Origin of the sequence: Pseudomonas sp. BJa3 (genome assembly GCF_026343815.1) — a bacterium.
Classification (GTDB): domain Bacteria; phylum Pseudomonadota; class Gammaproteobacteria; order Pseudomonadales; family Pseudomonadaceae; genus Aquipseudomonas; species Aquipseudomonas soli.
In genome coordinates this window covers 54,913-74,160 of the sequence record NZ_JAOXMC010000021.1, presented here as the reverse complement: position 1 = coordinate 74,160, position 19,248 = coordinate 54,913, and the positions used below count along the sequence as shown (strand labels likewise).

Here is a 19,248-nt window from a genome sequence, read left to right as displayed (position 1 = left end):
TCGTTACCAGGCTTGCCCCCGGCGTTTCTGCTCCAGACGGCGGATGAACTCCTCAAGCACCAGGGTGTAGAGGTCGTCGTGCAGGTAGGCGTCCTCTATGCCGGCGTCGAGGTTGGGGTTGTCGTTGACCTCGATCACCACCACCCGGTCATCGACCTGCTTGAGGTCGACGCCGTACAGGCCATCGCCGATCAGGTTGGCTGCCTTCACCGCCAAGTCCACCACCGCCCGCGGCGCCTCGTGCACGGCCAGGGTGCGGCACTCGCCGTTGACCTCGTCGCGCTGAGCCTGGTGGTTGAAGATCTGCCAGTGGCCCTTGGACATGAAGTACTGGCAGGCAAAAATCGGCTTGCGGTTGAGCACGCCGATACGCCAGTCGTACTCGGTGTAGAGGTATTCCTGGGCGAGCAGCAGTACCGAATGCTCGAACAGTTCGGCGGTGGCGGCCTGGAGTTCACCGGGGTCCTTGACCTTGATCACGCCTCGGGAGAAACAGCCGTCGGGAATCTTCAGCACCAGCGGAAAGCCCAGCCGCTCGCCGATGCCTTCCAGGGCCTGAGGGTTGTCGCGGTAGAGGATCTCGCTGGCCGGCATGGCCAGGCGATGGCTGCGCAACAGGTCGGTCAGGTAGACCTTGTTGGTGCAGCGCAGGATCGATGCCGGGTCGTCCATTACCACCAGCCCTTCGCTCTCGGCCTTCTTGGCGAAGCGGTAGGTGTGGTTGTCGACGCTGGTGGTCTCGCGGATCAGCAACGCGTCGTATTCGGCCAGGCGTGCGTAGTCCTTCTTGCCGATCAGCTCGACGTCGACCCCCAACTGGCGCCCGGCGCGGATGAAGTGTTCCAGTGCCTTGGGGTTGGAAGGCGGCAACGCTTCGTCAGGGTCATGGAGGATCGCCAGGTCGTAGCGCGCCACCCGCCGCGAGCGTGGCTGGCGCCAGATCCTGCGGCTGAAGCCATCCAGAGCGTTGGCAAACGGGTCCTGCTGGTCTTCACGCAACTTGTGCAGCGCACCAGCCTTGACCCCGGCGATATGCCAGGTACTGGTCTTGCGGAACTCCACCAGCAGGATCGGACACGGGAAACTTTCGAACAGCTGGCGGGCGATGTCCTGCAGCGGTTCCAGATCGGTACGGCCGAAATACAGGGTCAGGGTGAACCCTTCGGTTTCTCCGTAGGGGTGATTGGCCAAGGCACTCTCGAGGCTGCGCGCCATGTCGTCGAGGGCCAATCCGTATAACGACTTTCGGGTCAACTCACTGATACTTCTGACCGAGGGAATAACTTTATGCCCGCGCGCCTCGGCCAACAACGAGCAATAATAACCGTGACCTAGATACTTGTAATTACGGCATAGGTTAATCACTTGTACACGCTTGCCGCTGTCAGCCTCGCGCGGTTCTTCCAAGTACTCCTGGGCCGTCACGACGTCTTCGCTGGGCAGGTAAGAAGCCCAGTCTTCACGCCGCTCCACGATGATTACCAGCTGACTTGACTTGTTATCCAGGGTCAGAGGATAAATAACACCAGCCGTACTTGAGTGTGAACTTTTCCCGGGCCAGCCAGGCAAGGGTTCCTGAAACGATGACATTGTTGAAGCCCTGTGTTGGGTAGACACGGTTTCTATTAAGCACGAAGTTTTTCGGATGTCCCGTTTCATTACGCAACTTTTACGGCGGCCCTATGCACATCGAATTTCGCCTGGCAACTGTTGACGACCTGCCGGCCCTGCTGGCGCTGGAGAATCAGTGCTTTACCCTCGACCGGCTGACCCCGCGCAGCTTCCGCTGGATGCTGTCCCACGCCAACGCCAGCCTGCTGGTGGCGCAACGCGACGGCCAGCTGATGGGCTATGCGTTGCTGCTGTTCCACCGCGGCACCTCGCTGGCCCGGCTGTATTCCATCGCCATTGCCGAACAGGCGCGTGGCCATGGCCTTGGCGCGCGCCTGCTGGAACAGGCCGAACGCTGCGCCCTGGAACACGAGCGCGCCTACCTGCGTCTTGAGGTGCGCACCGACAACCCCAAGGCCATCGCCCTGTACGAACGCCATGGCTACCGACGCTTCGCCCAGGTCGACGACTATTACCAAGACCACACCAGCGCCCTGCGCTACGAAAAGCGCATCCTTCAGCACCCGACGGACGAAACGCGACCGGTCCCCTACTACGCCCAGACCACCGACTTCACCTGCGGCCCGGCCTGCCTGCTGATGGCCATGGCCGCGCTGCGATCGCAGCGCCCGCCAAGCCGCCGCGAGGAACTGCGCCTGTGGCGCGAAGCAACCACCGTGTTCATGACCTCCGGCCACGGCGGCTGCAGCCCCCACGGGCTGGCACTGGCCGCATGGCGTCGGGGCTTTCGCGTGCGCCTGCTGCTCAACACCGAAGGGCCGCTGTTTCTCGATGGCGTGCGCCAGCCCGGCAAGAAGGAGGTCATGCGCCTGGTTCATGAGGACTTCTGCGCCGAATTGCAGGACAGCAACGTGGTGATCGCCCGGCAGGCCCCCGACCTGCGCCGGATACTGGCCGAAGGCGGCCTGGCGCTGGTGCTGATCAGCAACTACCGGCTGACCGGCAGCAAGGCGCCACATTGGGTGCTGGTCACCGCCTGCGACGACGACTTCGTCTACCTGCACGACCCCGACACCGACCACGCTCGTCACCGACAGGCTCTGGACTGCCAGCACCTGCCGGTCAGCCACCAGGAGTTCCAGCGCATGAGCCTGTTCGGCGGGCGCAAGTTGCGGGCGGCGGTGGTGGTGTACGCAACGGCGGCGTAAACGAAAAAAGCCCCGGCTGGCCGGGGCGGTGCTGCACAGGCGTCTGCCTACGCCCGACCGGCAACGCCGGTGGCAGCAGGAAATGTTTGCCGGTAAGTGCTTGATCAGCGCACCAGGCAAGGCCGCTTGTTATCGAAAGCCCACCCCGGGATCAGATACTGCATGGCCACGCTGTCATCCCGAGCCCCCAGCCCCATGTTGCGATAGCACTCATGGGCCTGGGCCAACTGGTCCTCGTCCAGCTCGACTCCGAGCCCTGGACGCTGCGGCACGCGCACATGACCATCAACGATGCGCAGCGGTTCGCGGGTCAGGCGCTGGCCGTCCTGCCAGATCCAGTGGGTGTCGATCGCGGTGATCTCGCCGGGCGCGGCCGCCGCCACCTGGGTGAACATCGCCAGCGAGATATCGAAGTGATTGTTCGAGTGCGAGCCCCAGATCAGCCCCCAGTCATGGCACATCTGCGCCACCCGAACCGATCCCTGCAAGGTCCAGAAATGCGGGTCGGCCAAAGGGATGTCCACCGCCTGTGACTGGATCGCATGGCCCATCTGCCGCCAGTCGGTGGCGATCATGTTGGTGGCGGTGGGCAGCCCGGTGGCACGACGGAACTCAGCCATGACCTCACGCCCGGAATAGCCGTTCTCGGCTCCGCAAGGGTCTTCGGCATAGGCCAGCACGGCGTGCATGTCGCGGCACAAGGCGATGGCCTCCTTGAGTGACCAGGCGCCATTGGGGTCGAGGGTGATGCGTGCCTCGGGGAAGCGCTCGGCCAGCGCCGTGACCGCCTCCATCTCCTCCTCGCCGCGCAGCACGCCGCCCTTGAGCTTGAAGTCGTTGAAACCATAGCGGGCCTGGGCCGCCTCGGCCAGGCGCACCACTGCTTCCGGGGTCAGAGCCTGCTCATGGCGCAGCCGGAACCAGTTGTCGTCGGCATCGGCCTCGTTGCGATATGCAAGGTCGGTGCGACGACGATCACCGATGTAGAACAGGTACCCCAGCATCTTGACCGCCTCGCGCTGTTGGCCCTCGCCCAACAGCGCGGCCATGGGCACGCCCAGGTACTGTCCGAGCAGGTCGAGCAGGGCCGACTCGATGGCAGTGACGGCGTGCACGGTGATGCGCAGGTCGAAGGTCTGCAACCCGCGCCCACCCGCATCACGGTTGGCAAAAGCCTGGCGCATGGCGTTGAGCACGCGCTGGTGGTGCCCGATGGGCTGGCCGACCACCAGGGCGCGGGCGTCCTCGAGGGTCTGGCGAATCTTCTCGCCGCCGGGCACCTCGCCCAGGCCGGTGTTGCCGGCACTGTCGCGCAATACCACGACGTTGCGGGTGAAGAACGGGCCATGGGCGCCACTGAGGTTGAGCAGCATGCTGTCGTGTCCGGCCACCGGGATCACGCGCAGCTCGGTGACCACTGGCGTGGCGAGGAGAGCCTGCGGGGTTGTCTGCATGTTCATGAAATCTCTCTCGGGGTCAGCTGGCCGAAGCGGCCTTGAGGTCAGGGGAAGCCACGCCCTTGGGGCGCATGCGTACGAAGAACACCGCGATGGCGGCCAGCACCGAGGTCACCGCCAGGCCGTACAGGCCGCCCTGGATCGATCCGGTCTGTTGCTCGAGCAAACCGAAGGTGGTCGGCGCGACGAAGCCGCCGAGGTTGCCCACCGAGTTGATCAGGGCGATCACCGCCGCGGCGATGCGTGCATCCAGGTAGCCCTGGGGGATCGGCCAGAACAGCGACGACGCGGACTTGAAACCGATGGCGGCGAAGCACACCGCGACGAAAGCGAACACCGGCCCGCCGGTGGTGGACATGAACATGCCGCAGGCGGCCACCAGCAATGCCGCGGCGACCCAGGCCTGCTGGAACCGCCAGCGCTTGGCGCAGGCGGCGAAGGCATACATGGCGATGATCGAGATCAACCAGGGAATCGAGTTGAAGAATCCGACCTGCAGATCGCTCATCTCGCCCATGCGCTTGATGATGCTCGGCAGCCAGAAAGTGGCAGCGTAGATGGTCAGCTGGATGCAGAAGTAGATCAGGCAGAACAGCACAATCTGCCGGTCCTTGAGCAGGCGCCAGGCCGAGACCTTGGCCACGCCGCCGGCCTCGCGTTCGCGCTGCTCCAGGTCGATGGCGGCCACCAGCGCGTCTTGCTCTTCGCGGCTCAGCCACTTGGCGTCGTGGGGTTTGGAGTCGAGCCAGAAGAACACGAAGAAGCACAGCATCACCGAGGCCATGCCCTCGATGAACAGCATCCATTGCCAGCCGTGCAGGCCCATGCCCTGGATCTGCATCAGCGCCCCGGCCAAAGGCCCGGAGATCAGCGAGGCGAAGGCCGAACCGCTGAGGAAGATGGCGATGGCCTTGCCACGCTCGGCGGCCGGCAGCCAGCGGGTGAAGTAGTAGATAACCCCGGGGAAGAAGCCGGCCTCGGCGACTCCGAGCAGAAAACGCAGCACGTAGAACTGGGTTTCGGTCTGCACGAAGGCCATGGCGGTGGCCACCAGCCCCCAGGTGAACATGATACGGGTCAGCCACAGGCGCGCGCCGACCCGCTGCAGGAGCATGTTCGACGGTACTTCGAACAGGGCATAGCCGATGAAGAACAGGCCGGCGCCGAAGCCATACGCCGCCGCGCTGATGCCCAGGTCGCTCTCCAGGTGCGGGCGGACAAAGCCGATATTGACGCGGTCGAGGTAGTTGACGATGAACATGATGACGAACAGTGGCAGGACATGGCGCTTGACCTTGGCCACGGCGCTGGTGAGCGCGTGCGCAGACGGATCTGGGGTGTCGTTCATGGGGGCTCCCACTCATTGTTTTTATTGGGGACTGGTGAAGGGCAGAGAGTTGTCTGACCTCCAGGTGCGAAGAAGCATATTCCCGAGGAAGTTGTACGACAACGGCAATTTTTCTCATAAATCGCAAAATACAAGCTATTTACTAGATAAAATCGACAAAAAACTCACAAACCAGGACTCTGACGCTGGCAACAAGCAGCCAATTTCCAGATCAAAAAAATCTTTGCACGCGACTTGTCAGACAAGTAGATTGACAGTGTTCGTGCAGCCTCCATGGCAAAATCGCCAGGCAAGCCCACATCACCTGAGAACCTCTGATGTCCCGCGCCCACGACCTGGTCTCCCGCCTGACCCAGCAGATCCTCCTCGGTACCTACGCACCAGGTGACCGGCTTCCCTCGGAAAATACCCTGGTGCGCGATCACGCCATCAGCCGCACCGTGGTCCGCGAGGCGCTGTCGAAACTCCAGGCCTCGGGCCTGGTGGAAACACGCCACGGTATCGGCACCTTCGTCATCGAACGCCAGGCCCAGTCCGGGCTGCGGGTGGCCCCGGAAAGCGCGGCCAGCGTGCGCGACCTGCTGGAGTTGCGCCTCGGCCTGGAGGGCCAGGCTGTCGCCCTCGCCGCCCTGCGCCGCGACGAGCGCCAGCTGGCGCAGATGCGCCAGGCACTGGACGACTACCAGGACCTGGCCGCCGCCGGCGACAGCTGCATCGAAGCCGACCGGCGCTTTCACCTGCTGATCGCCGAGGCCACCGGGAACCTGTATTTCGGCGAGATGATGGCGCACCTGGGTAAGGCGCTGATCCCCCGCAATCGTATCGCCCAGGCCGAGCGTGCCGGAGCCAGGCTGGCCAGGCACGCGTACCTGGCGAACCTGGAACACGAGGCGATCCTCAATGCCATCCGCCGGCAAGACCCGGACGCGGCGCGGGCAGCCATGTGCCTGCATCTGTCCAACAGCCGGGATCGACTGGTGCCGGACTGACGCCAGGCACCTAAGGGGGGGTACAAACCCTTACAACTTTTCATCCACGCTACGGTTAACGTTCACCTTCACTTCACGGACAGGTATGGACGCCATGGCCATCATCCTCAACGACCCCGCGCTCGTGCAGGTCGAGCGCTACCGCGACAACCCGCATCTGCGCGCCGAACTCAACGCCCTCACCCACCAGACCTATGGCTTCGACTTCGAAGCCTGGTACCAGGCCGGCTTCTGGCAAGCCGACAACCAGCCGTGCTCACTGGTTCGCGACGAGAAGATGCTGGCCAACGCCTCGGCCAACCTGCTCGACTTCACCCTCGGTGGCCAACATCTGCGCTGCGTTCAGATCGGCACGGTGATGACTGCGCCCGAAGCACGAGGCCGTGGCTACAGCCGTTATCTGATGGAAGTGCTGGTGGAGCGCTGGGCAGGCCAATGCGACCTGCTGTACCTGTTCGCCAACAGCACCGTAGTCGATCTCTATCCCAAGTTCGGTTTTCGCCGAGTGGTCGAACACGAGTACTACCAACCCTGGGCTGCGCAGCCACGGGCCACGACCTTCCACCCGGTGAACATGGACGATGGCGAACAACGTCAACGCTTCATTGATGCTCTGGAAAAGAGTTGTCCACAGGCACGATTGAGCCTGGTGCCGAATGTGCCGCTGACGATGTTCTATTGCGATGGGCCATACCGGGAGGCGGCGTTGCATTCCTCAGTGCACGAGGCCTATGTGGTGATCGAACATGATGGCGAGCGGATGGTGCTGGTGGATGTGTTCTGCGAACGCGAACTGGTGCTGGCCGATGTGCTGGCTGAACTGGTCACGGCAACGACCCGGGAGGTTGTGTTGGGGTTTGCACCGCTACATAGCGATGGCTTCGCGTCCCGAGTTGTGGATAACGATGATGCGCTGTTCGTCTGGGGCGCGGCATCCACCAGTGTCGATGGGCAGACGCTGATGTTTCCATTGCTGTCCCATACCTGACTGGGTCCCCCACCAAACAGCGCACCGTCTCTTCACAGGTCCTTGCACAGACCTTCACCAGGTCAGGCAGATCTTGCCGAAATGCCGGTTGCTCTCCTGGTACCGGAACGCCTCGACCATCTGCTCCAGTTCGAAATGCTTGTCCACCACCGGCCGCAGGCCGTTGGCGTCGATGGCGCGAACCATCGCCTGCTGCTGGGCGCGGCTGCCCACCAGCACGCCCTGCAGGCGGATCTGCCGCACCAGCGCCTGCACCAACGGCAACTGCCCGGCCACGCCGGTGAGAATGCCGATCAATGACACGTGGCCACCGATACGCGCCGCGATCATCGACTGCTCCAGGGTGGCCGGGCCGCCGACTTCGATCACATGGTCCACGCCACGGCCGCCGGTGAGTTCACGGACCTTTTCGCCCCAGGCAGGCGTGGCCTTGTAGTTGATCAGGTGATCCGCGCCCAGTGCCTTGAGGCGCTCGAGCTTGGCATCGCTGGACGAGGTGGCAATCACCGTGGCGCCGGCCAGCTTGGCGAACTGCAGGGCGAAGATCGAAACGCCACCGGTGCCCTGCACCAGCACGCTGTCACCGGGCTTGAGGTGGTCGTCGCTCATCAACGCGCGCCAGGCGGTGAGGCCGGCGGTGGTCAGCGTCGCCGACTCGGCATGGCTGTAGCCTTTGGGCGCAAGGGTGAAGGAGGTAGCCCGGGCGGTCACCTGTTCGCGGGCGTAGCCGTCGATGCCATCCCCCGGCACGCTGGCGAAGCCCTCGACCTGGGCCTGGCCGCCGAGCCAGTCGGGGAAGAACGTGCTGACCACGGCATCGCCAACCTGGAACTCACTGACCCCGGCCCCCACCGCGATCACTTCACCAGCGCCGTCGGCCATCGGGATGCGCCGCTCGCTCGGCCCCCACATGCCACTGACCACGGCGAAGTCGTGGTAGTTGAGGGAGCTGGCATGCAGGCGCACGGTGATCTCGCAGGCTGCGGGCGCGGCGGTTTCGCAGGTGCCGACCTGGACCTTGTCGTAGCCGCCGCCGGGCAGGACGTAGAGGGCCTTGGTGCTCATGGGATGGGTCTCCATCGTGGGAAAAGGTGCAGTGCAGCTTAGACAGGTCTGGATGATCGCGGGAGCAAGCCCGCTCCCACGATGGTAGGCACGTGGGAGCGGGCTTGCCCCGCGACAGGGCCGTCAGCCGAGCAACGCCCTCAACGCCCGGCAATCTGCCGCGTGCCAGTCGGCCAGCTGCGGCCAGGGATTGTCCGGCAAGTTGACCAGCACGGTGCGGGTGCCTGCGGCCCGCCCGCAGTCGAGGTCGAAGCGGTAGTCACCGACCATCACCATTGCACCGGGGCTTACACCCCAGGCCCGGGCGATCTGCAACAACCCATCCGGGCTGGGCTTGGGTGCCGCCTCGTCGCGACCGAGGATAAGTTCGACCGGGAAGCAGTCAGCCAGGCCGATGGCCTCGAGGGTCACGTGGGCAAGCTCGCGGGCATTGCGCGTGAGAATGGCCAGCCGGCAATCGCGTCGGGCCAGTTCGCGCACCAGCTCCACGGCGCCGTCGGCGGCCTTGGAGGCTATCGCCAGGTCGCGCTCATGCTCCAGCAGCCAGGCATGCTTGGCCACCGCCTCCGCTGCCGGCAAGGCTGCCAGGTGGGTGAGGATGTCGTGCTCGGACGGGATATCGAGCGCTTCGCGGATGGCCGCGAAGTCATGCACGGCGACCGTGAGGGTGCCGTCCATGTCGAACACCCAGTGGCGGATGTCGCCCAGGCTCATGCCCAGTCCTTGCGATGGCGGATCAGGCCTTCCTGGGTCGACGAGGCCACCAGTTGCCCGGCGCGGTTGAAGATGCTGCCCCGGCAGAAGCCACGGGCGTTGCCGGCCCAGGGGCTGTCGGTGGCGTACAGCAGCCAGTCGTCGGCGCGCAGGTCACGGTGGAACCACAGCGAGTGGTCGAGGCTGGCGATCTGCATGTCCTTCTGCCACACCGACTTGCCATGGGGCAGCAAGGCCGTGGTCAGCAGGCCGAAGTCCGAGGCGTACGCCAGCAGGTACTTGTGCAGCGCCGGAATGTCCGGAAGGTTGCCGTCGGCACGGAACCAGGCGTACTTGACCGGATCGCCGGGCTTGGGATTGAACGGGTCGCGCTCGGTGACCGGGCGGATCTCGATGGGCTTGGCGCACAGCACCTTCTCGCGGATGCGCTCGGGCAGCCTTTCAGCCATGGCACTGGCCAGCTCGACCTCGCTGGGCAGGTTCTCCGGGCCGACCACGTCGGGCATCGGCGCCTGGTGCTCGAAGCCTTCCTCGTCGTACTGGAACGAAGCGCTGCAGGTGAAGATCGGCTGGCCCTTCTGGATCGCCGTGACCCGCCGGGTGCTGAAACTGCCGCCGTCACGCACGCGGTCCACCGAGTACACCACCGGCATGCTGGCGTCACCCGGGCGCAGGAAGTAGCCATGCAGCGAATGCACATGGCGCGCGTCCTCGACCGTCTGGCTGGCCGCCGACAACGACTGGCCGAGCACCTGGCCGCCGTACAGCTGGCGGAAGCCCAGGTCCTGGCTGCGTCCGCGGAACAGGTTCTCCTCGATGGACTCGAGGCTCAGCAAGTCGACCAGATCGTCGAGTACGTGGCTCATGGGGTTCTCCTGGCAAGGCAATACGGCGCTGTTATGGCGGCAAATGATACAGGGTTTGTCTGTAGTCCCGCCGTACGAATGGCCACCTATTCAGCCGCGCAGGTTCTGTTGCCAGCGGGCGCGGTCGATGCGGTAGAGCACATGAGGGCGCAGCGGATCGCCCGGTGGCAGGCGCGGGTGCTCGAAGCTGGCCTCGAGGTCCTGGACCATGCCGATGGCCTGCATCACCTTCTGCGACGGCAAATTGCCCTCGGTGGTGAACGACACCACCTCGTCCAGATGCAGCTGGGCGAAGGCACAGCGCAGGCAGGCCCAGGCGGCCTCGCTGGCGAAGCCCAGCCCCCAATGCCGGCGGGCAAGGCGCCAGCCAATTTCCACCGCTGGACCGAAGGGCGCGTCAAAATTGACGTTGAGCAGGCCGGTCATGCCGATGAAGGCGCCGCTGTCCTTGCGCTCCAGGGCCCAGAGGCCGAAACCGTATTCGTTGAAATGACCGCGCACCCGGCCGATCAGCGCGGCTGCCTCGACCCGGGTCATCGGTGCGGGGAAATAACGCATCACCTGTGGGTCGGCGCACAAGGCGGCGAACTCGCGCAGGTCGTCGTCCTGCCATTGGCGCAGCACCAGGCGCGGGCTTTCCAGTTCGAGGATGGGGGTCATCGGCGCGGCTCCGAAATCACGGTCTGCCAGTGTACAGCGTAGGCCGCGCACATCGGCCAGCCGATGCTTTTTTCACATCGGCTTCACCGCCCCCCGACAGGCCTCTTTGCACAATGCCGGACACTACCGCGGCCTTTGTCGACGCCCCACTGCCATCGGAGTGACGCATGCACCCCAGCAACACCCTGCACAACCCGGCCCTGCTGGCCCGCCCCGAACGCCGCCGTTCTCGCACCGCGCTCGGCGCCGCCTTCGGCCTGCTCCTGGCACTGGCCGGGGCCAGCACCTGGCTAGCGACGAGGACGCACATCGTGAACCTTGGCAACGAGCAACAACTGAGCGACAGCGGCCTGCTGCAGGACTGGAAGGACGGCGCGGTGATCGTGATGATCCGCCACGCCGAACGCTGTGACAGTGCCCCAGGCCCCTGCCTGGACGATGCGACAGGCATTACCGTGGCCGGCAGCCAGGCGGCGCAGCGGGTCGGCCAGGGCCTGCGGCAACTGGGGCTGAGCGGTGCCGATCTGCTCAGTAGCCCAAAGCTGCGAACCCGCCAGACCGCGCATTTCATCCTTGGCCAGGCCGTCTCCAGCGAAGACTGGCTGGAGCGCTGCGACCGTCCTTTCCCCGCCGAGGCCATGGCCCGCAAGCGGCCCGGGCACAACCTGGTACTGGTGACCCACAATGGTTGCATCGATCACTTCGCCCGCCAGCAGCATGTGCCGGGCGGTGAGCGTGAAAGCGGCTACGCCAGTGCGCTGTTCGTGTCGGTGGATGGCAATGGCAAGGCGCGGATTCTGGGGCGGATGAACGAGCCAGACTGGCAAAGGGTGCTGGCATCGGCAGGCCAATGAGCGCCACAAGATAACCGCAGCTGCGTGGGAGCGGGCTTGCCGCGCGATTGCGTTGGCGCCGGCGCCACCAATACTGGCAAGATCGGTGTTCGCCCCCAACGCGCCGACACCATGCCCCTGCCGCTGATCTACCACGACGACTACAGCCCCGAATTCCCGCCGGACCATCGCTTCCCGATGGACAAGTTCCGCCTGCTGCGCGATCACCTGGTAGACAGCGGCCTGACCACCGACGCCGCCCTGCTGCGCCCTGAAATCTGCCCCAACGAGATCCTCGCCCTTGCCCATGACCGCGCCTACATCGAGCGCTACATGCACGGCGAACTGTCCCGCGAGGACCAGCGCCGCCTGGGCCTGCCCTGGAGCGAAGCCCTGGCCCGACGCACCGTGCGTGCAGTAGGTGGTTCACTGCTGGCCGCCGAGCAAGCGCTGCAGCATGGTATCGCCTGCCACCTGGCCGGCGGCACCCATCATGCCCACTACGATCACCCGGCCGGCTTCTGCATCTTCAACGACCTGGCAGTGATCAGCCGTTACCTGCTGGAAGCCGGACGCGTACACCGGGTGTTGATCTTCGACTGCGACGTGCACCAGGGCGACGGTACGGCGCGCATTCTCCACGACACGCCGGAGGCGATCACCGTGTCCCTGCACTGCGAGCAGAACTTCCCGGCGCGCAAGGCCCAGAGCGACTGGGATATCCCCCTGCCCCGCGGCATGCACGACAGCGCCTACCTCAAGGTGGTCGAGGATGCGCTGAACTACCTGCTGCCGTTGTACCAGCCAGACCTGGTGCTGTATGACGCCGGCGTCGATGTGCACAAGGACGACGCCCTGGGCTACCTGCAACTGACCGACGCAGGCCTCGCTGCCCGCGACGAGCATGTGCTGCGCCAATGCCTGGGCCGCGACATCCCGGTGGTAGGGGTGATCGGTGGCGGCTACAGCAAGGACCGCCAGGCCCTGGCCCGGCGCCACGGCATCCTCCACCACAGCGCGGCGCGGGTGCTCGGTTGTGCACAATGACTGTGGAACCGCCTGTGGATAACCTGCGAGAAAGCCGCTCCAGCCCTTTAACTGCCTGAGCTGCAAAGAGTTGGTTGTTTTTTGAGCAGTGCCGCGAGCCGTCCCGCTGGGGTAGAATGCGCGCTCTTTTCCACAGCCTGCCGCCCGCCATGAACGATCCTCGCCCCGCCTCCCGCCCCCTTGTCGCCGTGATCGGTGGCGGCCCTGCTGGCCTGATGGCCGCCGAAGCCCTGGCCAGGCGCGGGATGGCGGTTGAAGTGTTCGACGCCATGCCTTCGGTGGGCCGCAAGTTCCTGCTGGCCGGTGTCGGTGGCATGAACATCACCCATTCCGAGCCCTACCCGGCCTTCGTCGGCCGCTACGGTAAACGCCACGGCGAGATCGACACGCTGCTGCACGACTTCGACGCCGATGCCCTGCGCCAGTGGATTCACAGCCTGGGCATCGAAACCTTCGTCGGCACCTCGGGTCGCGTATTTCCCCGCGACATGAAGGCCGCGCCGCTGCTGCGTGCCTGGCTCAAGCGCCTGCGCGAGGCCGGGGTGGTTATCCACACCCGCCACCGTTGGCTGGGCTGGACCGACGCTGGTGCCTTGCGGATCAGTTATCCACAGGGCGAACGACACGTGCAGGCAGACGCCGTGGTGCTGGCGCTGGGTGGCGGTAGTTGGGCGCGCCTGGGTTCGGATGGCGCCTGGGTGCCGCTGCTGACTGAACGGGGTGTGGATATCTCAGCGCTGCGACCGAGCAACTGCGGCTTCGAAGTCGAAAGCTGGAGCATGCTGCTCAAGGACAAGTTCGCCGGTGCCCCGCTGAAGAATATTGCCTTGAGAGTCCCCGGCGCCGCGCCGCGCAAGGGCGAGTTCATCCTCACCGCTCAGGGAGTGGAAGGCAGCCTGGTATATGCCTGGTCGGCGGCGCTGCGCGAGGCGATCAACCGCGACGGTCGAGCAACCCTGCTGCTGGACCTGCTGCCGGACCGGCCTGTGGAGAAGATTGCCCAAGCCCTGGCCAAGCCGCGTGGATCGCGCTCGATGGCCAAGCATCTGCACGGTCAGCTGGGCATCGACGGGGTGAAAGCGGCGTTGCTGCGCGAACTGACCGACCAGGCGACCTTTACCGACCCCGGGTGCCTGGCGGCGGCGATCAAGACGCTGCCGATCGTGCTGGTGCGGACTCGGCCGCTGGACGAGGCGATCAGCAGCGCCGGCGGAATACGGTTCGAAGGGTTGGACGACGGACTGATGGTGCGCAACCTGCCCGGGGTGTTCTGCGCGGGGGAGATGCTGGATTGGGAAGCGCCGACGGGTGGGTACCTGCTGACGGCGTGCTTCGCTAGTGGGTTGCGGGCGGGAAATGCGGCGGCTGATTGGCTGACGCGCCTGACCTGATGAATGCCGGGGCTGCTACGCAGCCCCGAGGCTCTCAAGGCTTGGGCTTGCGCGGCTTGCCACCGAACGCCGGCACCTTGCGCACCGCCTTGACCGCCGGTGCCGCAGCCCCCGCCCCCTCGCTGTCCATCCAGCGCCCCAGGCCGCGCTTGGCGCTGTTCTCCTTCGGCTTCTTGGGCTTCTTCGGTTTCTTCAGCACCTGGCCACTGGCATCGGTCACCGGCACCCGGTGATCGGGGATGAAATCCGGCTCCTCGTGCCGTGGCAACACCTGGCGGATCAGGGTCTCGATCGTGGCCAGCAATTGCACCTCGTCGGCACACACCAGCGAAATCGCCTCGCCCTTGTTCCCCGCGCGGCCGGTACGGCCGATGCGGTGCACGTAGTCTTCGGCGACGATTGGCAGGTCGAGGTTGACTACCAGCGGCAAGTCGTCGATGTCCAGGCCGCGAGCGGCCACATCGGTGGCCACCAATACCTGGATCTCACGGGCCTTGAAGCTGTCCAGGGCACGCTGGCGGGTGGCCTGCGGACGGTCGCCGTGGATGCCGTCGGCATTCACGCCCTCGGCCAACAGGCGCTCGACCAGTTGATCGACACCGTTGCGAGTCTTGGCGAACACCAGCACCTGCTTCCAGCGCTGCTTGCGCATCAGATGGATGAAAAGATCGGCCTTGCGCTTTTTATCCACAGGCACCAGCCACTGCTTGACCGTAGTCGCGGCGGCGTTGCGCGGGCTCACTTCGATGCTCAGCGGATCGTTCAGCGCCAGGCCCGCGAGCAGGCGGATCTGCTCGGAGAAGGTGGCGGAGAACAACAGTGTCTGGCGCTTGCGCGGCAACGCCGCGTACACCGATTGCAGCTCCTCGGCAAAGCCCAGGTCGAGCATGCGATCGGCTTCGTCGAGCACCAGGGTCTGCACCTGATTGAACTTCACCGCGTTTTGGCGGAAGAGGTCGAGCAAGCGGCCTGGGGTCGCCACCAGCAGGTCAACGCCACGACGCAGGCGCATCATCTGCGGGTTGATGCTGACCCCGCCATACACCGCGTAGGTGCTCAACGGCAGGTTTTCGGCATACTCGCGCACGTTGTTGTGCACCTGCTCCGCCAGCTCGCGAGTCGGCACCAGCACCAGCGCGCGGATCGAGTTGCTGGCGACCTTCTCCCCTTCCAGGGCCAGGCGCTGCAGCACCGGCAGGGCGAAGCCGGCGGTCTTGCCGGTGCCGGTCTGGGCGGCGGCCATCAGGTCACGGCCAGCGAGCACGGCGGGGATGGCCTTGGCCTGGATCGGGGTGGGCGTGGTGTAGTCCAGCGTCTGCAAGGTGCGCAGCAGCGGTTCGATCAGGCCGAGTTGGGCGAAATTCATGGCAATACCGTCAGGGGGTTCAGCGAAGGCGGCAAGTTTACCGCAACGCCCTGCCCTACTTGCACATTTCGCCTTTCAGCGGCACCGGCTGCTGCGGCGCCTTGCGCCATTGCGGCAGGCCGATCAGCACCACCGCGCCAATGATCACCGCCATGGCCACGCACTCCTCGGCGCCGATCTGCTCGCCGGCGAAAACGATCCCCAACAGCACCGCCACCGCCGGGTTGACGTAGGCGTAGCTGGTCGCAGCCGCCGGACGCACGTGCTTGAGCAGGTACATGTAGGAACTGAACGCCAGGATCGAGCCGAAGAACACCAGGTAGGCCACCGCCCCCCAACCGGCCGCCGTGGGCATCTCGGTCAGGCGCTCGCCGCTCACGGCACTGCCGATCAGCAAGGCGGCGCCGCCCACCAGCATTTCCGCGGCACTGGCCATGGCGCCCTGGGGCAGCGGCAGGCTCTTGCTCCACACCGAGCCGAAGGCCCAGGCCGCCGCGGCGAACAGGATCAGCGCCGCGCCCATGGGGCTGGCCTGCAGGTTCGAGCCCAGGTTGAGCATGCCGATGCCGACCAGCCCCAAAACAATCCCCGCCCATTCCAGGCGCGAGTTGCGATGGCCGAAGAACAGCCCGAACACCAGGGTGAACAGCGGCACCGTGGCTACCGCCAGCGCCGCCACGCCCGAGGCGACTCCGGCATGCTCGGCCAGGGTCACGCCACCGTTGCCGCAACTGAGCAGGAGAAAGCCGATGGCGCCGGCGGCGCGCCACTGCGGCCAGGTCGGCGCCGGCGCGCCACGCCAGCGCAGGAAGCCATACAGCAGGCTGCCGGCAATCACGAAACGCACCCCGGCCATCAGCATCGGCGGCCAGGACTCCACGCCGATACGAATGAACAGGTAGGTCGAGCCCCACACCAGGTACAAGGCAAGGAAGGCTCCGATGAGCAACAGCGGGAAGCGGCGGGCGGTGGACATGGCAGGGCTCGAAATCCGTTTACGGGTGGATTAGTTTAGAAAGGCCCTCGCGCAAACTTAAGTTACAAAACACGTTTAAAACACCAAAACACTTTGCAATACACGGTTATGCAGACGCTTCACCGTCGATTGCAAGGTCACCTGGAATCGCCATGGACAAGTACGATCGCATGCTTCTCGCCGCGCTGCTGGAAAACGGCCGGGCCACCTACGCGCAGCTGGCGCGCCAGGTCAATCTCTCCGCCCCGGCGGTGGCCGAGCGGGTGGCCAAGCTGGAGGCCAGCGGTGTTATCAGCGGCTACACGGCCAAGGTCGACCTGGAAAAAATCGGCCTGCCGATCCAGTGCGTGATGGAACTGCGCCTGGCCAGCCATGGCAACCAGCAGGCCTACGAGGCCTTGAAGAAGATCCCTGAACTCACCGAGTGCCACCGAGTGACCGGTGACCCGTGCGTGATCATGCAAGCGGCCGTCACGTCCATGGGCGAGTTGGAGGCGCTGATCAACCGCGTGTCGCAGCTGGGCTTCACCAAGACCTCGATCATCCTGTCCAGCGCGGTGGCACGAAGGGTGCCGCTGGGGCATCTGGGGGGCAACGGCAAAAAAACCTGAGCCTGGGTTCAGTGACGCAGCAGCAGCCTGCCCTCGATCGGCACGTAGCGGCTTGCGGCGCGGATTACCGACAACGCCGTCAACCCCGGCACGCCGTACACGACGGTTTCCACGCCATGGCGTTGCATTGCCCGCTCCAGCAACAGGTCGAAATCACCGTCGCCGGAGGCCAGCACTACCTGGTCGACCCGAGCTGCCGCCTCGATCACATCGAGGGTGATGCCAACGTCCCAGTCGCCCTTGGCCGAACCGTCGGCACGCTGGATGAACGGCTTGAGGCGCACCTCAAAACCGAGGTTGCGCAGGATCTGCTGGAACTGCTGCTGCTTGCTGTCGCCGCGGTCGATGGCATAGGCCACCGCTTCGACGATCTGGCCCTCGCGGCTGACGTCGGCCCACAGCGCGGCGTAGTTGAAATGGCAGCCATGGCCTTGGCGAACCGTGTAGTAGAGGTTCTGTACATCGGCGAACAGCGCGATTTTCTTCACCGGGAGCCTCTCTCTGGCGGTGGCAGACAATCGCGGGGCAAGCCCGCCCCCACGCTTCGGCAGGAGCGGACTTGCCCCGCAATCAGACGCTGCAGTATGCCAGAGCCCTCAGACGTAGTCGTCGTCCGAGAAGAAGCCGCCATCGTCGCCGCCGCTGTAGTCGGTATCGGCGAACCCGCCCTGGTCATTGCCCCAGCCACCGTTGTCGGCCACCTGGCGCTGACTGTCCTGATCGTTCCAGCCTCCAGCATCGCTGGCCGGCGCCGGCTCTTCCTTGATCACCTCGACGATTTCTTCAGGCTGCGAGTTGTGGTTGAACAGGCTGCTGATACCTTGAGCCAGCAGCACGCCACCAGCCACCCCCGCAGCAGTCTGCATTGCCCCGCCGAGGAAGCTGCTGGCACCGCTGCGCGCCGGAGCAGGCGCCGCACCGAAACCCTGTTGTGGTTGCGGCGGGGAATAAGCCTGTGGCGATGGCTCACGCCAGCCTCCTGAGGAACTCGAAGCCGGTGCCACCGGCCGCTGCGGCTCCGGGCTGCGCGCTCCGGCGCCGAAGATGCTGGAAAGAAAACCGCCGCCGCTGCCACTGGGGCGACTTGCCTCCAGTTGCGCCCGCACTTGCTTGAGCTCGGCCTCGAGCTGCTTGTTCTGTTCGTCCAGGCGCTTGATCGCCGCTTCCTGCACCAGGATCGCCTGGGCCATGTAGTACGGCGCCGCCGGCTGCTGGCGCAGGTGCTCCTCGATGCGTGCCTGGGCCTGGGCATCGCGCGGCTGGGCCGGGTCTTCGGCTTGCTTGAGACGGCCGAACAGGCCATCGATCAGGGTTTGTTCTTCAGTGTTCATCGGGGCAACCTCGTGCGCTGAACAGGGCATCGGACAGCGTCAAAGATGGGGGGCCGGGCGCGGTGATTCAATTGCCCCGGCCATGAAACTTTTTTCAGCAAGCGGGCGGTCTGGGCTAAAGTTACGCCCTGCTTTTTCCGCCATGCGATGTTGACCGATGAATCCGTTGAGCGTTCTGCGCGACTCCCTGTACTTCTTCCGCCGTCACCTGACGAGCATCCTCCAGCTGTGCCTGCCGTTGGTGGTACTTGAGGCCCTCGGCACCCAGTTGCTCTACAACCATCTCGGCGAACAGGCCTCGCCTGCCTACGGCATGCTGGTCAGCCTGCTGTTCTATCCGCTGTACAGCGCCGCGCTGATCCTCTACCTCGACACCCGCAGCAATGGCCAGGACACCGCCAAGCGCGACCTGTTCGCCCGCGCCCTGCAGCTGTGGCCGATGCTGGCCCTGCTGATCGTGATCAGCTCGCTGCTGATCATGGCCGGCCTGGCGCTGTTCATCTTCCCCGGCGTGTGGATCATGGTGAACCTGGTGTTCGCCGAGTACCTGCTGGTGCTGCGCGGCCTGCCGGTGATCGAGGCGATGCGCACCAGCGCGCGCATGACCACCGGGCACTTCCTGCGCATCATGGTGTGCATGCTCTCGGTGCTGGCGCCGCTGTGGCTGATTGACGGCCTGCTGCTGCAGCTTTTCCCCGAACCACAGGCCGGTGTGCAACTGGCTTTGGACAGCCTCAGCGGCTTCCTGCAGCTGTTCAGCACCGTGGTGCTGTACAGGTTGTTCATGCTGCTGGAGAGTGAGGCGGGCGCAGCCAACTGATCGCGC

Annotated in this window: 19 protein-coding genes; 8 read left to right on the top strand and 11 right to left on the bottom strand. The window is 65.1% G+C overall.

Translation table 11 applies throughout. The features are described 5' to 3' along the window. Positions 1 to 3: 3 nt before the first annotated feature. Complete coding sequence (locus tag OH705_RS22770; protein ID WP_023629757.1) at positions 4 to 1,590, bottom strand: RimK family protein; 1,587 nt, start codon at positions 1,588 to 1,590, stop codon at positions 4 to 6. Between the two features lie 92 nt (positions 1,591 to 1,682). On the opposite strand from OH705_RS22770, the gene OH705_RS22765 reads away from it, so the two are divergent. After that, entirely contained in the window at positions 1,683 to 2,780 is a 1,098-nt protein-coding gene (locus OH705_RS22765; RefSeq protein WP_267303036.1) for a peptidase C39 family protein, read from the top strand. 104 nt (positions 2,781 to 2,884) lie between these two features. On the opposite strand, the gene gudD is transcribed toward OH705_RS22765, so the two are convergent. Together gudD and OH705_RS22755 are read right to left on the bottom strand one after the other, a co-directional pair. Next, positions 2,885 to 4,240: a glucarate dehydratase gene (gudD, locus tag OH705_RS22760; protein ID WP_267303035.1), complete on the bottom strand. Its 1,356-nt coding sequence runs from the start codon at positions 4,238 to 4,240 to the stop codon at positions 2,885 to 2,887. Positions 4,241 to 4,256: 16 nt separating this feature from the next. Next, a complete protein-coding gene (locus OH705_RS22755; RefSeq protein ID WP_110605222.1) occupies positions 4,257 to 5,585 on the bottom strand; it encodes an MFS transporter in 1,329 nt (442 codons plus the stop codon). A gap of 317 nt (positions 5,586 to 5,902) precedes the next feature. Here OH705_RS22755 and OH705_RS22750 point away from each other — a divergent pair, with 317 nt between their 5' ends. Both OH705_RS22750 and OH705_RS22745 read left to right on the top strand, forming a co-directional pair. After that, entirely contained in the window at positions 5,903 to 6,574 is a 672-nt protein-coding gene (locus tag OH705_RS22750; protein WP_038707298.1) for a FadR/GntR family transcriptional regulator, read from the top strand. 94 nt (positions 6,575 to 6,668) lie between these two features. Further along, positions 6,669 to 7,562: a GNAT family N-acetyltransferase gene (locus tag OH705_RS22745; RefSeq protein WP_267303034.1), complete on the top strand. Its 894-nt coding sequence runs from the start codon at positions 6,669 to 6,671 to the stop codon at positions 7,560 to 7,562. A gap of 54 nt (positions 7,563 to 7,616) precedes the next feature. Here OH705_RS22745 and OH705_RS22740 read toward each other — a convergent pair whose 3' ends face one another. From OH705_RS22740 to OH705_RS22725, 4 genes are all read right to left on the bottom strand, one after another. Next, on the bottom strand, positions 7,617 to 8,627 hold the full coding sequence (locus OH705_RS22740) for a zinc-dependent alcohol dehydrogenase family protein (RefSeq protein ID WP_160290987.1): 1,011 nt from the start codon (positions 8,625 to 8,627) through the stop codon (positions 7,617 to 7,619). Between the two features lie 123 nt (positions 8,628 to 8,750). Continuing rightward, complete coding sequence (locus OH705_RS22735; RefSeq protein ID WP_094012272.1) at positions 8,751 to 9,341, bottom strand: HAD family hydrolase; 591 nt, start codon at positions 9,339 to 9,341, stop codon at positions 8,751 to 8,753. Next, positions 9,338 to 10,207 (bottom strand): acyl-CoA thioesterase II, encoded by an 870-nt coding sequence (tesB, locus tag OH705_RS22730; RefSeq protein WP_023632343.1) that lies wholly within the window; start codon positions 10,205 to 10,207, stop codon positions 9,338 to 9,340. The genes OH705_RS22735 and tesB overlap by 4 nt, the downstream gene beginning before the upstream one ends. A 90-nt stretch (positions 10,208 to 10,297) precedes the next feature. After that, positions 10,298 to 10,867 (bottom strand): GNAT family N-acetyltransferase, encoded by a 570-nt coding sequence (locus OH705_RS22725; RefSeq protein ID WP_023632344.1) that lies wholly within the window; start codon positions 10,865 to 10,867, stop codon positions 10,298 to 10,300. A 167-nt stretch (positions 10,868 to 11,034) separates the two neighbouring features. On the opposite strand from OH705_RS22725, the gene OH705_RS22720 reads away from it, so the two are divergent. The 3 genes from OH705_RS22720 to OH705_RS22710 all read left to right on the top strand — a co-directional run bounded on the left by OH705_RS22720 (position 11,035) and on the right by OH705_RS22710 (position 14,138). Next, positions 11,035 to 11,721: a histidine phosphatase family protein gene (locus tag OH705_RS22720; RefSeq protein ID WP_110605227.1), complete on the top strand. Its 687-nt coding sequence runs from the start codon at positions 11,035 to 11,037 to the stop codon at positions 11,719 to 11,721. 111 nt (positions 11,722 to 11,832) lie between these two features. Continuing rightward, on the top strand, positions 11,833 to 12,747 hold the full coding sequence (locus OH705_RS22715) for a histone deacetylase (protein ID WP_110605228.1): 915 nt from the start codon (positions 11,833 to 11,835) through the stop codon (positions 12,745 to 12,747). A 149-nt stretch (positions 12,748 to 12,896) separates the two neighbouring features. After that, complete coding sequence (locus tag OH705_RS22710; RefSeq protein ID WP_267303033.1) at positions 12,897 to 14,138, top strand: TIGR03862 family flavoprotein; 1,242 nt, start codon at positions 12,897 to 12,899, stop codon at positions 14,136 to 14,138. A 34-nt stretch (positions 14,139 to 14,172) separates the two neighbouring features. Here OH705_RS22710 and OH705_RS22705 read toward each other — a convergent pair whose 3' ends face one another. Continuing rightward, the gene (locus OH705_RS22705; RefSeq protein ID WP_038707294.1) at positions 14,173 to 15,504 is read right to left on the bottom strand and encodes a DEAD/DEAH box helicase; all 1,332 of its coding nucleotides are present in this window, start codon (positions 15,502 to 15,504) and stop codon (positions 14,173 to 14,175) included. A 55-nt stretch (positions 15,505 to 15,559) separates the two neighbouring features. Beyond that, positions 15,560 to 16,480, bottom strand: a complete 921-nt coding sequence (gene yedA, locus OH705_RS22700) for a drug/metabolite exporter YedA (protein ID WP_267303032.1) — start codon at positions 16,478 to 16,480, stop codon at positions 15,560 to 15,562. A gap of 152 nt (positions 16,481 to 16,632) precedes the next feature. Between yedA and OH705_RS22695 the strand changes: the two genes are divergently transcribed. Continuing rightward, positions 16,633 to 17,091 (top strand): Lrp/AsnC family transcriptional regulator, encoded by a 459-nt coding sequence (locus OH705_RS22695; RefSeq protein ID WP_267303031.1) that lies wholly within the window; start codon positions 16,633 to 16,635, stop codon positions 17,089 to 17,091. Positions 17,092 to 17,099: 8 nt separating this feature from the next. On the opposite strand, the gene OH705_RS22690 is transcribed toward OH705_RS22695, so the two are convergent. Beyond that, positions 17,100 to 17,579 carry an NYN domain-containing protein gene (locus OH705_RS22690; protein ID WP_023631362.1) on the bottom strand — a complete coding sequence of 160 codons (480 nt, stop codon included), beginning with the start codon at positions 17,577 to 17,579 and terminating at the stop codon, positions 17,100 to 17,102. Between the two features lie 108 nt (positions 17,580 to 17,687). Then, complete coding sequence (locus OH705_RS22685; RefSeq protein ID WP_038707292.1) at positions 17,688 to 18,422, bottom strand: DUF2076 domain-containing protein; 735 nt, start codon at positions 18,420 to 18,422, stop codon at positions 17,688 to 17,690. Positions 18,423 to 18,579: 157 nt separating this feature from the next. Here OH705_RS22685 and OH705_RS22680 point away from each other — a divergent pair, with 157 nt between their 5' ends. Further along, the gene (locus OH705_RS22680; protein WP_023631418.1) at positions 18,580 to 19,242 is read left to right on the top strand and encodes a YciC family protein; all 663 of its coding nucleotides are present in this window, start codon (positions 18,580 to 18,582) and stop codon (positions 19,240 to 19,242) included. The last annotated feature ends 6 nt before the right edge of the window (positions 19,243 to 19,248 follow it).